12 protein-coding genes and 1 tRNA gene are annotated in these 13,119 nt (G+C 68.2%); 7 read left to right on the plus strand and 6 right to left on the minus strand.

The features are described 5' to 3' along the window. Window positions 1–4: 4 nt before the first annotated feature. Genes gspI through gspD form a run of 3 tightly spaced genes read left to right on the plus strand, consistent with a single transcriptional unit; the run spans window position 5 to window position 3,268 of the window. The gene (gene gspI, locus ACZ1JS_RS12600) at window positions 5–424 is read left to right on the plus strand and encodes a type II secretion system minor pseudopilin GspI (protein WP_465166356.1); all 420 of its coding nucleotides are present in this window, start codon (window positions 5–7) and stop codon (window positions 422–424) included. Further along, on the plus strand, window positions 421–1,209 hold the full coding sequence (locus ACZ1JS_RS12605) for a type II secretion system protein N (protein WP_465166357.1): 789 nt from the start codon (window positions 421–423) through the stop codon (window positions 1,207–1,209). Before gspI ends, ACZ1JS_RS12605 begins: the two co-directional genes overlap by 4 nt. A 10-nt stretch (window positions 1,210–1,219) precedes the next feature. After that, complete coding sequence (gene gspD / locus ACZ1JS_RS12610) at window positions 1,220–3,268, plus strand: type II secretion system secretin GspD (RefSeq protein ID WP_465166358.1); 2,049 nt, start codon at window positions 1,220–1,222, stop codon at window positions 3,266–3,268. Between the two features lie 391 nt (window positions 3,269–3,659). Here gspD and ACZ1JS_RS12615 read toward each other — a convergent pair whose 3' ends face one another. After that, entirely contained in the window at window positions 3,660–6,173 is a 2,514-nt protein-coding gene (locus ACZ1JS_RS12615) for a PhoX family protein (RefSeq protein WP_465166359.1), read from the minus strand. Between the two features lie 189 nt (window positions 6,174–6,362). On the opposite strand from ACZ1JS_RS12615, the gene ACZ1JS_RS12620 reads away from it, so the two are divergent. Genes ACZ1JS_RS12620 through ACZ1JS_RS12630 form a run of 3 tightly spaced genes read left to right on the plus strand, consistent with a single transcriptional unit; the run spans window position 6,363 to window position 7,779 of the window. Continuing rightward, window positions 6,363–6,926: a hypothetical protein gene (locus ACZ1JS_RS12620; RefSeq protein ID WP_465166360.1), complete on the plus strand. Its 564-nt coding sequence runs from the start codon at window positions 6,363–6,365 to the stop codon at window positions 6,924–6,926. Then, window positions 6,923–7,372: a hypothetical protein gene (locus ACZ1JS_RS12625; RefSeq protein ID WP_465166361.1), complete on the plus strand. Its 450-nt coding sequence runs from the start codon at window positions 6,923–6,925 to the stop codon at window positions 7,370–7,372. The genes ACZ1JS_RS12620 and ACZ1JS_RS12625 overlap by 4 nt, the downstream gene beginning before the upstream one ends. Further along, a complete protein-coding gene (locus ACZ1JS_RS12630; RefSeq protein ID WP_465166362.1) occupies window positions 7,360–7,779 on the plus strand; it encodes a hypothetical protein in 420 nt (139 codons plus the stop codon). Before ACZ1JS_RS12625 ends, ACZ1JS_RS12630 begins: the two co-directional genes overlap by 13 nt. A gap of 57 nt (window positions 7,780–7,836) precedes the next feature. Here ACZ1JS_RS12630 and ACZ1JS_RS12635 read toward each other — a convergent pair whose 3' ends face one another. From ACZ1JS_RS12635 to lepA, 5 genes are all read right to left on the minus strand, one after another. Beyond that, window positions 7,837–8,457, minus strand: coding sequence for an ATP-binding cassette domain-containing protein (locus tag ACZ1JS_RS12635; protein ID WP_465166363.1), 621 nt, complete (start codon window positions 8,455–8,457; stop codon window positions 7,837–7,839). After that, window positions 8,447–9,139 (minus strand): molybdate ABC transporter permease subunit, encoded by a 693-nt coding sequence (gene modB, locus ACZ1JS_RS12640; protein ID WP_465166364.1) that lies wholly within the window; start codon window positions 9,137–9,139, stop codon window positions 8,447–8,449. Before modB ends, ACZ1JS_RS12635 begins: the two co-directional genes overlap by 11 nt. Further along, window positions 9,136–9,894 carry a molybdate ABC transporter substrate-binding protein gene (modA, locus tag ACZ1JS_RS12645; RefSeq protein WP_465166365.1) on the minus strand — a complete coding sequence of 253 codons (759 nt, stop codon included), beginning with the start codon at window positions 9,892–9,894 and terminating at the stop codon, window positions 9,136–9,138. Before modA ends, modB begins: the two co-directional genes overlap by 4 nt. A 67-nt stretch (window positions 9,895–9,961) precedes the next feature. After that, the gene (locus ACZ1JS_RS12650) at window positions 9,962–10,297 is read right to left on the minus strand and encodes a phasin family protein (protein WP_465166366.1); all 336 of its coding nucleotides are present in this window, start codon (window positions 10,295–10,297) and stop codon (window positions 9,962–9,964) included. Between the two features lie 625 nt (window positions 10,298–10,922). Continuing rightward, window positions 10,923–12,731 (minus strand): translation elongation factor 4, encoded by a 1,809-nt coding sequence (lepA, locus tag ACZ1JS_RS12655; protein WP_465166367.1) that lies wholly within the window; start codon window positions 12,729–12,731, stop codon window positions 10,923–10,925. A gap of 164 nt (window positions 12,732–12,895) precedes the next feature. Between lepA and ACZ1JS_RS12660 the strand changes: the two genes are divergently transcribed. Then, window positions 12,896–12,972, plus strand: a tRNA-Pro gene (locus ACZ1JS_RS12660). Window positions 12,973–13,119 lie beyond the last annotated feature (147 nt).

The following is a 13,119-nucleotide window of genomic DNA, read 5'->3' on the forward strand; positions in this document are numbered from 1 at the left end:
TGCGTTGCGCCGCTCCCCCCCTCCACCATTCGCTACGCGGACGGTCCCCCTCCCCGCAGGCGGGGAGGATCTAAATGAAGCCGGCTTTTCTTTGATCGAGGCGATGGTGGCGCTGGCGGTATTGGCGATCGCCACGGTAGGGCTGATCGGCGCGGTCGAGCAGCATATCGATTCGACCCGCGGCGTCGAACGCCGTGCGATCGCAATGTGGGTGGCCGAAAACCGGCTCGCCGATTTGGAAGTGGGGACGCCGGAGGCGAATGCGGAGTCGGTCGACATGCTGGGACGGCAATGGAGTGTGGCGGTGAGCCGGACCGCGACCAGCGATCCCGCGCTCGACCGGGTGACGATCAGCGTCGCCCCCGCCGGCGAAGCCGCGCCCATGGCCCGGCTCGACGGCTTTCTGCGCAAGGACGCGGCATGATCGTCGTCGAACGGCTCCGCTGGCGCGAACGCTGGGTCGACTGGCTCGCCGCCGCCGCGATCGTCTCGGTCGCCTTCGCGCTTGCCGGCCTCGTCTGGCGCATCGCCGGCCATGCCGGCACCGGCGCGATCACCGTGCCGAGCGAGGCACGCACCCGCGCGGTCACCGTCGATACCGGCCCGGCGGTCGCGTGGCAGCCCTTCGGCAGCCCGACCGCCGCCGACGCCACCAGCCCGACCGCCATTCAGGCGGTGCTGAAGGGCGTGGTCTTTGCCCGCCCCGCCGAATTGTCGGTTGCGTTCGTGTCGATCGGCAACGAACCGGCCAAGCCGTTCAAGCCCGGCGACGCGCTGGCCGGCGCGCAGGTGACCGAGATCCGCCGCGACCGCATCATCCTGAACAATGGCGGGCGGCTCGAATATCTTGCCTTCCCCGACCCGTTCGGACAGGCGACGCCGACGCCGGGTCAGCCCGCCCCGGCGCCGGCCACGAACTTCACCGTCCCGGCCCCTGCCGCCCCCGCCGCCGCCCCGCCGCCGCCGCCCAGCGCGCAGGCGGTGCTGTCGCGGCTGAACGCCACGCCGGTCGCGGGCGGCTACGCTATCGGCGCCAATCCCCCGCCCGGCATGCGCGCGGGTGATGTCATCCAGTCGGTCAACGGCGCCGCGCTGACCGACCAGTCGGCGGTCAATGCCGCCATCGCCAGCGCCGCCGCATCGGGGCAGGCACAAGTCACCATCCTTCGCGACGGTAAGCCGACCACCGTCTCCATTCCCATCCGTTAGGGTAACTCCCGTGCGCCATCGCCTCGTTTCCGCGTTCCTGTCCGTCACGCTCGCCGCGACCAGCCTGTCGCCGGTCGCGGCCCAGACGCAGCCTGCCGACATCGTCGTCAACATGCGCGGCGTCGAGATCGCCGACGTCGCCGATCAGATCAGCCGCATCACCGGCCGCACGCTGATCCTCGACCCGACGGTCAAGGGGCAGGTGACGGTCACCTCCGCCGAACCGCTGTCGCCGGCGGGGGTGTGGGAATTGTTCCAGTCGGTGCTGCGCGCCAACGGCTTCGCAGCGGTCCGTTCCGGCTCGGCATGGCGGATCATTCCGCAGGCGAATGCAGTGCGCGACGGCGGGGTGCGCGCGCGCGGCGTCGGCGGGCAGGAACTGACCACGCGCATGGTCCGCCTGTCGAACGTCCCCTCGGCCGATGCCGCGCGGATCGTCCGTCCGCTGGTCGCGAGCTTCGGCAGCGTCGAGCCGCTGACCCAGCCCAATGCGATCGTCGTCACCGACTATGCCGATAATGTCCGCCGGATCGAGGCACTGGCCCGCTCCCTGGACGGCGGCGGCGGATCGACCTTTGCCACCATCACGCTCCAGAACGGCAACGCCGCCGATATCGCGACGGCGATGCAGGCGGTGCTCGGCGAAGGCGGCGCGCGGGTCGCGGGCGATCCGCGCAGCAATACCATCCTCGTGCGCGGCACGCCGGCCGGCGTCGCCGAGGCGCGGCGCATCGCCCAATCGCTAGACGCGCGCGGCAGCGGGGCGACGCCCTCCACCCGGGTGTTCCGACTGAACTATGCCGACGCCGAAAGCGTGACCGAAGTCCTGCGCGGCATCCTCGGCCAGCAGCAATCGGCGTCGAACCCGGTCGCGCGCAGCCTGTCGACCACCAGCCAGCGCAACAATGCCGGCGCGGCGCTGTCGGGCCTGATCGCCAATGGCGGCGCCAGCGCGGCGGGGATCGCCGCGGCGAGCGGCGTCGGCACGGGCACCGGTACGGGTGGCAGCATCAGCACCGTCGGCCAGAACCAGTCGACCACCCCGGCACAAGGCTTCACCACCCCCGACATAACCGTCCAGCCCGCCCCCGACATCAACGCCGTCGTCGTGCGCGGCACGCCCACCGCGATCGCGCAGATCGAACGGCTGATCCCCGACCTCGACGTGCGTCGTCCCCAGGTGCTGATCGAGGCGGCGATCGCGGAGATCACCGGTCAGGACGCCGAACAACTGGCCGTACAGATCGGCACATCGGGCGCGGCGTTGACCCGGGTCGAAGGGGTTGCAACGTCGTTCGACAATGGTGGCGCGTCGCTCGGCGGAATCCTGCGCGCGCTGGGCGTGCCGGCGGGCAATCTGCTTGGCAGTGGCGTCACCGGCAATATCGGCATCGGCAACGATTTCTCGATCCTCGTGCAGGCGCTCAGCCAGTCGACCAAGGCCAATCTGCTGTCGACGCCGCAGATCACCGTGCTCGACAACAAGCTCGGCGAATTCGTCGTGGCGCAGGAGGTCCCGTTCGTCACCGGATCGATCCTGACCGGCAACGGCACCGCCAATCCCTATACCACCATCGAGCGCAAGGACGTCGGGATCACCCTGCGCGTCCTGCCGCGCATCAATGCCGGCGACACGATCCGTCTCGAAGTCAGTCAGGAGGCGTCCTCGATCGCTCCGACCCAGGTCAGTGGCGCTGCCGACATCATCACCAACAAGCGTTCGGCCAACACCACCGTCCTTGCCGATAACGGCCAGACGATCGTGTTGGGCGGCCTGACCAGCGACGATTATCAGCGCGTCCGCAGCCAGGTGCCGATCCTCGGCGACATTCCGATCGTCGGCGAATTGTTCAAGGGCCGCAACGAAAGCCGCCAGAAGCGCACGCTGTTCGTCTTCCTGAAGCCGACGATCCTGCGCGACGGTGCCGACGCGGCGGCGGCGGCGAAGAACCGCTACGACCGCTTGCGGCAGGAAGAGGTGCTGCAGGGTGAGAAACGCAGCCTGTTGCTTAACCCGCCCGCACCGCGCCTGACGATGGAGATCGACGGGATTTATTGACCGCTTGGCGTTCAGCATCGCCGGTAGCGATAACCGACGCGATTTCGCTATTGATAGTGATTATCATATAGTCAGTGGTTCGCTTATGGGCGATCCATTCAGGCATCTGAATCGTGACAGCGAGTTGCGCCGGTTTGCCGGATCAGGTGGGATACCGGCCATTGGGCGGGTCGACCGCTCGAATGAGGTCGCCGTCGCGCCGCCACTCCGTGTCGATACGATGGCACCGGAGCGATTCGATACGACCTGCAACCTCGCCCTTCTATCAACCGAAGCACAGCCGGGGAGCAGCGCGGCTGGCGGCCGACAGGCGGCGGGCCTGATGGTGAACGACGAAGGGGCGGAGACCCTGCGGTCCCCGCCCCCCTCGCCGCCTCGATGGGAAGCCGCGTTACAGCGCGACCACGCCGCCATCGGTCCGGGTGATGACGATCGTCGCCGACCGGGGCCGGGTGCCGGCCGTGACCGTGCCCGTCGCGGAGATCGTCGTGCTGCCGCTCGCCGGCAGCGGCGGCCAGTTGCTGGTCGGCGCGCTGAACGTACCGCCCTCGCCGGGATGCTGAATGTTCACGAACAGCGACCGGCCGTCGGGCGTCGATTCGATGCCGGTAATCTCGCACTGGACCGGCCCGACCAGGAAGCGGCGCAGCGCCGTGCCCGGTGCCTTGCCGATGCGGGTCGTCGCGGTGCTGGTCGCCGACACGCCGGTATTGGTGATGGTGCGGGTCCCGCCATCGCCGACCGATCCTGGCATCGCCGCCAGCATCATGCAGTTGGTGACGTCGGTATAGGCGCCGTCATCGGTCTGGATCCACAGCACCGGCGTGACCTGTCCCGACGCGTTGGTCGGGCTGCCGAACCACAGGCCGTCCGGGCTGGAGAAGTCGTTGGTCGCGTCCAGACCCGACAGGTTGATGTTGGTCGGGTCGAGATCGGCCCCGGCGCCAAAGGCATAGACGTCCCAGGTGAAGCGCGTCGCCTCGGTCGTGTCGCCGGCTTCGCGCAGACGGACGATATGGCCGTTGGCATTGCCGGTCGAACGCGTGCCGTTGGTGCGCGGATCGATATAGGACCGCGGATTGGCGGGATCGACCCGTTCGGGCGAGCGCGACGAGTTGTTGGTCAGCGTGCAGTACATCTCGCCGGTCGCCGGATTGACCGCGGTCCATTCCGGGCGGTCCATCCGGGTCGCGCCGACCGCATCCCCCGCCAGACGGCAATGGGTCAGGACGTCGGCCTGATCGGCGAAGGGATAGAGTGCGTTGGTCGCGGTCAGGCCGTTCTGCCCGAACACCAGTGCGATCCATTCGCCCGACCCGTCGGCGTTGAACTTCGCGACGTAGAGCGTGCCGTTGTCGAGATATTTGTCACCGATCGCCAGCCGGTCGCTGGCGGTCGCATCAGCCGCCGCCCACGGCGTGTTCGACACGAATTTGTAGATATATTCGTTCTGCGCGTCATCGCCCATGTAGAAGGCGGGGCGGACGCCGGCGATGGCGCGGCCGGGGCAGCAGCCCTCATGGTTCATGCGGCCGAGCGCGGTGCGCTTGCGCGGGGTCGATGCCGGATCATAGGGATCGATCTCCACGCACCAGCCATATTGGTTCGGCTCGTTGCGGAAATCGCCGGTACCGTTCACCGGCTGGGTCTGGTCGATCGTCGCGTTGAACTTGCGGATCAGCGTCGCGCCGGGCGTCGCCTCGGCCGCGGTCGTCCATGCATAGTTGCCGGTACGCTGCGACAGGCCGTAGCGCGTGAACGCCTGGGTCGACTTGGCACCGATCAGCGCGGTCCGCACGGCGTTGTCGCCGGCATCGCGCCGGTAATAACCCGCCCAATTCTCTTCGCAGGTCATGTAGGTGCCCCACGGCATATGGCCGTTGGCGCAGTTGTTGATGGTGCCGCGCCCGGTCGTGCCGTCGGGCGAATAGGCGGTGAACAGCAGCGGGCTGCCCTTTACCGGGCCGCTGAACGCGGTCGGGGTATAGGGGGTGATGCGGCGGTTGAACGACGAATTCTGGACATAGCTCCAGCTGCCGTTCGACGCGCGGGTCACTTCGACCACCGACACGCCATGGCATTCCATTTCCTTGACGACTTCCGACGTCACGCGCGTCGCGCCTGCCGTCACGCCGGCGACGTGGAGATATTGCTCGGAAATATTCTCGTGGTTCATCACCAGCAGGCCGCGCGTCGAATTGTTCGCATCGCGGGTGTTGCCGCTGGCGGCGAGGCCGAAATAGCTCATGCCGTCATGATGGTCGCCGGCGCGGCTCGAATAGCCGGTGTCGGTGCCGTCATTGGCGAAGGCCGGCGTCGCGCTGTTGAGCGGATCGCCGAGACGATAGAGGACGGTGGCGGTATAACCGGTGGGAATGACGACCGTATCGGCAAGGCTGCGGCCGACCGCCGTGAAGCCCAGCGTCGGCGGCGCGACGGCGACGGTGATGTCGGTGGTGCTGGTCGCCCCCTTCACGTCGGTGGCGGCATAGCGGAACACCAGGTTGGTGTTGGTGCTCACCGCGGGCGCGATGAAGGTCGCGGCACCGGTGTTCGCGTTCGACAGCGCGACGGTCGGCCCCGCCACCTGCGTGAACGCCTGCGACACGATCGCATTGTCGTCGGTGACGGTGCCGGTCAGCGTGACGACGCGGCCGCCGCTGGTCGCACCGCTCGACGTGCCGCCGACGACCGGCGGGGTATTGTCGATGCCCTGCACCTTGTCGTCGCACGCGGCGAGCAGCGATCCGCCGAATACGGCGACCGCCGCCGTCGACGCACCGCCGCGCAGCGCCTGCCGACGCGAATAACGCTGGTCGACCAGATCCTGCAGGCTTGGCCCCGTGCTCGGGTTCGTTTCGATATCGCCGTCGTCGTAATCGATGATGAGGTCGTTGTTCGCCATGAAATCCCCGCGATATTTCCGGAAGCCGGCTCGGCCGGCGTCCCTCCCCGACCTGCGTTGGCGCAAAGCTGCGACACGGCGATTGCGGATCGAAGACGATTGGATGGCGGAATGAAGACGGTTCGGTGACGTAACCCCGCAACCCCGTTCGCGCTTGTGCCGCCACCGATGCCGGGCGTAGGAGCGGGCATGGCCGACCCCCGTCCCGCCAATGACAGCGCGCCCGTCCGGCCCAGCCTGTTCGACCGGGCATTGGGCGCGGCGCGCAGGACGCGGGCTACGACACCGCCCGTCGATCCGGTTCCCGAGCCGACCGCGCGCTCGCGCCCCGACCGGGCAAGCATCCTCCTTGCGATCGCGATCCTCGCCACGCCGCTGCTGACGCTGGCCGGCGCGACGCTGACGACCGCGCAGCTTCGTCATGAGACGCAAGCGCTGGCCAGGCGATCGGCCCCGGCGGTCGCGGCGCGTGCCGGGCAGGATCGCGCCCGTGCGCTGCTCGCCGTCGCATGGAACGGCCCGACGCTCGGCCCGACGCTGGAAGCGATCGCCCGCGCGCTGCCCGACGATGCCGCGCTGCTGCGGGTCGAGCGCGGTGCCGGGCCGCTGACGATCGACCTCGCCGCGCCCGACCCCGATCGCGCGGTGGCGGCGTTGCGGCGCGACCCCGCGCTCGGCGGATTGCGCGCCGTGGCGCAGAGCCGCACGGAGGGCGACGGGCGGATGCGCGTCACGCTGGAACAGCCGCGATGACGCCGCGCCTGCCGCTGATCGCGTTGGGGGTGGCCGCGTTGCTGACCATGCCGACCGCCGCCGCGCTCGACGATCTGGCGGCTGCCCGCGCCGATCGCGACGCCGCCCGGGCGGAGGCTGCCGCCGCTCCGGCACCGCTTGCCGTCGCCGCGGCGGCCTTTCCCGCTGACGATGCCGGGGATGCCGCCCGCCGCCTCGCCGCGCGCATCCGCGCCGATGCCGCGCGCGGCGGCGTATTGATCGAGAATCTCGCCACCGACCCCGCCGCGCCTGCGCCGCTCGCCATCCTGACCCTGCGTGCCTCGGGCAGCGAGAAGGCGGTGGTGGCGTTCGCCGACGCGCTCGAACGCGGCGGCCCGCCGGTGCGGATGGCGGCGTGGCGACTGAGCTCGGCACCGGGCGGGGTACGGCTCGATGCGCGGCTGGTGGCGCCATGGCGGGGTTGAGGCTGCGCGACCATGGGCTGATCGCGGCGGCGGTGCTGGTGGCGCTCGTCCTGCCGCCATGGCTGCTGCGCGACACCGATCGCGGCGCGGCGACGCCACCCGGCGTCGCGCCGCTGGCTTCCCCCGTTACCGCGCCGCCCCTGCGCGCCGCCTTTGCCCGGACGCTGTTCGCACCGCCCGCCGCCGATGCACTGCCCGACGACGCGCCGGTCCTGCTGGGGGTCGTCGGACGGCTCGGTCGCGATGCCGTCGCGCTGGTGCGCGGTACGGAGGGCACGCGCACCCTGTCACCGGGCGACAGCGTCGATGGCTGGCAACTGCGCAGCCTCGCGATCGACGCCGCCTATTTCACCCGCGGCGGCCAGACGGCACGCGTACCGATGCCCGGCAGCGACGATCAGCGATAGGCCAGCCGCACATCACCCGCCAATCATGTTCGGATCGCGACGCGGGCGTTGTGGTGGTCACATCGCGACGATGCGCGTCGCCAGCCGCTCCGCCTCCGCCGCGTCGTGGGTGACGTACAGGATCGGCAGCCGCAGCGTGTCGCGCAGCCGTTCGATCGCGACCATCACCTCCTCGCGCCGCCCGCGATCGAGCGAGGCGAGCGGTTCATCCATCAACAGGAACCGCGCGCCCGACAGCAGCGCCCGCCCGATCGCGACCCGCTTCGCCTCGCCACCCGACAGGGTCGCCGGCCAGCGATCGAGCAAATGCTCCAGCCCCAGCAGCGCGACCATGTCGTCATAGCCGATCGGCGGCGTGCCGCGCCCCATGCCGTAGCGCAGATTGGCCGCGACCCGCCGGTGGGGGAACAGGCGCGGCTCCTGAAACACATAGCCGCAGCGGCGATCCTGCACCGCGACGTCGATCCCGGCTGCACTGTCGAACAGCGTGACGCCCCCGACCCGGACATGCCCCGCCGCCGGTCGCAACAATCCCGCGACCATGTTGAGCACGCTCGACTTGCCGACGCCCGACGGACCGAACAGCACCGTCAGCCCGCTGTCCTGCCCGTCATCGGGCACGACCGCGCCGATCACCGCGTCGCCCAGCCGGACGGTCACGTCGACGTCAAAGGACATGGCCACTCCGGCCACTGCGCCGCGCCAGCCATTCGGACAGGATCAACGCAACCAGCGACAGCGCAACCGACATCGCTGCCAGCCGGACGACGCCGGTCTCGCCGCCCGGCACCTGCAACGCGCTGTAGATCGCGATCGGCAGCGTCGCCGTCTCGCCCGGCACGTTGGAAACGAAGGTGATCGTCGCGCCGAACTCGCCCAGCGCGCGCGCGAACCCCAGCACCATCCCGGCCAGCACGCCCGGCAGGCTGAGCGGCGCGGTCACGCTCCAGAAGACCCGCGCCCGTCCCGCCCCCAGCGTCCGGGCGACGCTTTCCAGCCGCCGGTCGACCCCCTCGATCGACAGCCGGATCGCCCGCACCATCAACGGCAGCGCCATCACCGCCGCCGCGATCGCCGCGCCGGTCCAGCGGAACAGCACGCTGACCTCGAACCAGTTCTCCAGCCAGCCGCCGATCGGTCCGTTCGGCGCAAAGGCGAGCAGCAACAGCCACCCCGTCACCACCGGCGGCAGCACCAACGGCAGATGCACGACTCCGTCCAACAGTACCTTGCCCGGAAACCGTCCCCGCGCCAGCACCCATGCAAGCGCATAGGCGATCGGCAGTACCGCCAGCATCGCCACGCCGCCGATCTTCAGCGACAGCAGGACGATCGCCCATTCGCCCCCGTCGGACGTCAACGGGTGGAGAAACCGTAGCGCACGAAGATCGCCTTGCCCGCCGGGCTGATCAGGAAGCGGCGGAAGCGCTCGCCCTCGACGTTCCGCGACGCCTTCAGCCGCGCGATCGGGTAGACGATCGGCGGGTGGCTCGCCGCCGGAAACACGCCGACGACCCGGACCTTCGCCGACGCCTTGGCATCGGTCGCATAGACGATACCGAGCGGGGCCGCCCCGCGCTCGACCAGCGCCAGCGCGGCGCGGACATTTTCGGCACGGACTACCGACGGCGCGATGCGGTCCCATGCGCCCAGCCGGATCAGCGCCGCCTTGCCATAGCGCCCCGCCGGCACCGCATCGGGATCGGCCATCGCCAGCCGTGCGCCGTTCAACGTGCGCGACAGGTCGACGCCGGGCCGCAACGCCACGCGCAGCTTGCTATTGGCGGGTGCGACCAGCACCAGCCGGTTGCCGAGCAAATTGGTTCGGGTGCCGGGTGCGACCAGCCCGCGCCGGTCGAGGTCGTCCATCCATTCTACATCGGCCGAGACGAACAGGTCGGCGGGCGCGCCCGCCGCCGCCTGCCGCGCCAGCGCCGAACTGGCGGCGAAGGACAGGGTCGGCCGGACATGCCCCCGCTTCGCCCAGGCGTCCGCCGCGGCGTTCATCGATTCCTGCAGGCTGGCGGCGGCCAGCACCACCGGCGGCCGCGATTGCGCGATCGCCGTTCCCGCCAGCGTCAGCAGGGCGAACAGCCACAACAACCAACGTTTCATCATACCCCCAGATGCACGACCGGCCCGCCGCAGCGGATCGCGGCGACGGGCGGCCGGCATAGCGCGATCAGTCGCGCCCGGTCATCTGCCCGATGGCGTTGCGTCCGAACTGGGCGATCATCTCGCCGACCTCGCGTGCCTGCGACATCGATCGCGACCCCTGTTCGCGCATATAATCCGACTGGATCTTCATCACTTCGTTCAGGTCGCGGGCCTGCGCGGCGGCGCGCATCGCCTTGAACGCTTCCTGCGTATTCGATTCCGCCTGCGACAATATGGTCAGGCCGAGCTGCGATCCCTGTTCGGTCATCTGCGTGCCCGCCGCCTGCATGCGCTCGCCCGCCGCCTTCAACTGGTCGGTCGCCTGCTTCGCCGCATCGAACGGACGGTCGGTATCGGTCATGTCGCTCTCCCTGTCGTCGTGCCGAAACCGGCGTCCCGCCGACGTTCGAATCGATCAAAGGTTCCACGACAAAATGTGATTCGGATCGGCCGGTACGTGACGGCAGAGAAACGTTTGCAGGCTGCGATCCTGCTAATTTCCCTGCGGCAAACCCGCGTGAAAAAAATTTTCGGGCTGCCGCACCGCGTTAACCACACATCGCAACTGCGAAATGCCGTCGAAAATATCGTTCCAAATTGGCACGTGCGAGCGATCCGGCCGTTCCGCATTGCGCAAATCTCATTGTGCGACGCAGCAAAACACCGGCCGATACCGCTAATTTAGCCGAATGGATGACCATCACAAATTTGCAATCGTCCCGGTTTTAGAACAACCTGTCCCAGACAAGAACAAGGAGGGCGAGGATGCACACCAAATATTCCGGGCGAGCGACCATCGCCACCATGGTCGGTATGGCAGCGATCGGTTGGGCTGGCGTTGCGTTGACCGTGCAGATGGTTCTGAACGTTCTCGCCTGAACGGCGCGAACGATCGACCGAAAAGCGGCCGGTGCCTTTGAGGCGCCGGCCGCTTTCGTTTGTGCGCTATCGAAATGGATGCCGCCGGCGCGCAGCCGGGGCCGGGATCAGTTTTCGTCGCCCATGCGCAGCGCGGCGATGAACGCCTCCTGCGGAATGCTGACCGACCCGTATTCGCGCATCTTCGCCTTGCCCTTCTTCTGCTTGTCGAGCAGCTTGCGCTTGCGGCTGGCGTCGCCGCCATAGCATTTGGCGGTCACGTCCTTGCGCATCGCGCTGATCGTCTCGCGCGCGATCACCTTGCCGCCGATCGCCGCCTGGATCGGGATCTTGAACAGGTGGCGGGGGATCAGTTCCTTCAACCGCTCGACCATGCCGCGCCCCCGCACCTCGGCGGTTCCGCGATGGACGATCATCGACAGCGCATCGACCGGCTCTTCGTTGACCAAGATGCTCATCTTGACGAGGTCGCCCTCGCGATAGCCGATCTGTTCGTAATCGAAGCTGGCATAGCCCTTCGACAGCGACTTCAGCCGGTCGTAGAAATCGAACACGACTTCGTTGAGCGGCAGTTCGTACGTCGCCTGCGCCCGCCCGCTGACATAGGTCAGGTTGAGCTGGATGCCGCGCCGATCCTGGCACAGCTTCAAAATGCCGCCCAGATACTCGTCGGGGACATAGATCGTCGCCTTGATCCACGGCTCGCTGATCGTCTTGATCTTGTTGACGTCGGGCATGTCGGCCGGGTTGTGCAGGTCGATCTGCGTGACGCCCGCCGGATCGGGATGGGTCAGTTCGATCTGATACACCACCGACGGCGCGGTGGTGATGAGGTCGAGGTCATATTCGCGGGTCAGCCGCTCCTGGATGATCTCCAGATGCAGCAGCCCGAGGAACCCGCAGCGGAAGCCGAAGCCCAGCGCCGCCGAACTTTCCATCTCGAAGGTGAAGCTGGCGTCGTTCAGCCGCAGCTTGCTGATCGACTCGCGCAGCTTGTCGAACTCGGCGGCATCGACCGGGAACAGGCCGCAGAACACCACCGACTGCACTTCCTTGAACCCCGGCAGTGCCTCGGCGGTCGGGCGCTTGGCGTCGGTAATCGTGTCGCCGACCATCGTCTGCGCCACTTCCTTGATCTGCGCAGTGATGAAGCCGATCTCGCCGGGGCCGAGGTCGGGCAGCTGTTCGATCTTCGGCCGGAACGCGCCCACCCGGTCGACCAGATGCGTCGTGTCGGCATTCATGAACTTGATCTGCTGACCCTTGCGGATCGACCCGTCGATTACCCGGATCAGGATGACGACGCCCAGATACGGATCATACCAACTGTCGACCAGCATTGCCTTCAAGGGCGCATTCGCATCCCCCTTGGGCGCCGGAATCTGCTCGACGATCGCGTCGAGAATGTCGTCGATGCCGATCCCCGCCTTTGCCGATGCAAGGACGGCGCGCGACGTGTCGAGGCCGATCAGGTCCTCGATCTCGCTCTTCACCTTTTCCGGTTCGGCGGCGGGCAGGTCGATCTTGTTGATGACCGGAATGATCTCATGGTCATGTTCGATCGACTGATAGACGTTGGCGAGCGTCTGCGCCTCGACGCCCTGCGCCGCGTCGACCACCAGCAACGCACCCTCGCACGCCGCCAGCGACCGCGACACCTCGTACGCGAAGTCGACATGCCCCGGCGTGTCCATCAGGTTCAGGACATGCCCCTTCCACTCGAGGCGCACGGTCTGCGCCTTGATGGTGATGCCGCGCTCCTTCTCGATCTCCATATTGTCGAGCACCTGCGCCGACATCTCGCGCTCGGCGAGGCCGCCGGTCCGCTGGATCAGCCGGTCGGCGAGCGTCGACTTGCCATGGTCGATATGGGCGATGATCGAGAAATTGCGCAGTTTGTCGAGCGGAGTGGCCACGGTCACACATTCGAAAAGAGTAGGATGACTGCGCCCCTAGCAGTTTCCCCGCCAAAGCCAAACAGCGGCCATGCGAATCTCGCTTGCAGACCCCGATACCGCCCGCTATAGGCGCGCCTCCAAGCAACGGCAGGCGCGCTTTCGACGCCCCGCCGATACTCCGTCGGGGAGTAGCTCAGCCTGGTAGAGCACTGCCTTCGGGAGGCAGGGGCCGGAGGTTCGAATCCTCTCTCCCCGACCATTGGACGTCTTCGATACATCGCATCGGCCCGCCGGGCGTCGGCCCCGCGCCGCACTGCCTGATCGAGCATGAAGACCCTCACCCTCCGCCGCCTTCCCCTCTCCCGGCTTGAGAGGGGGGCAGCGGCGCAGCCGTGGATGGGTAAGG

It is taken from the genome of Sphingomonas sp. BL-S-05 (assembly GCF_055521695.1).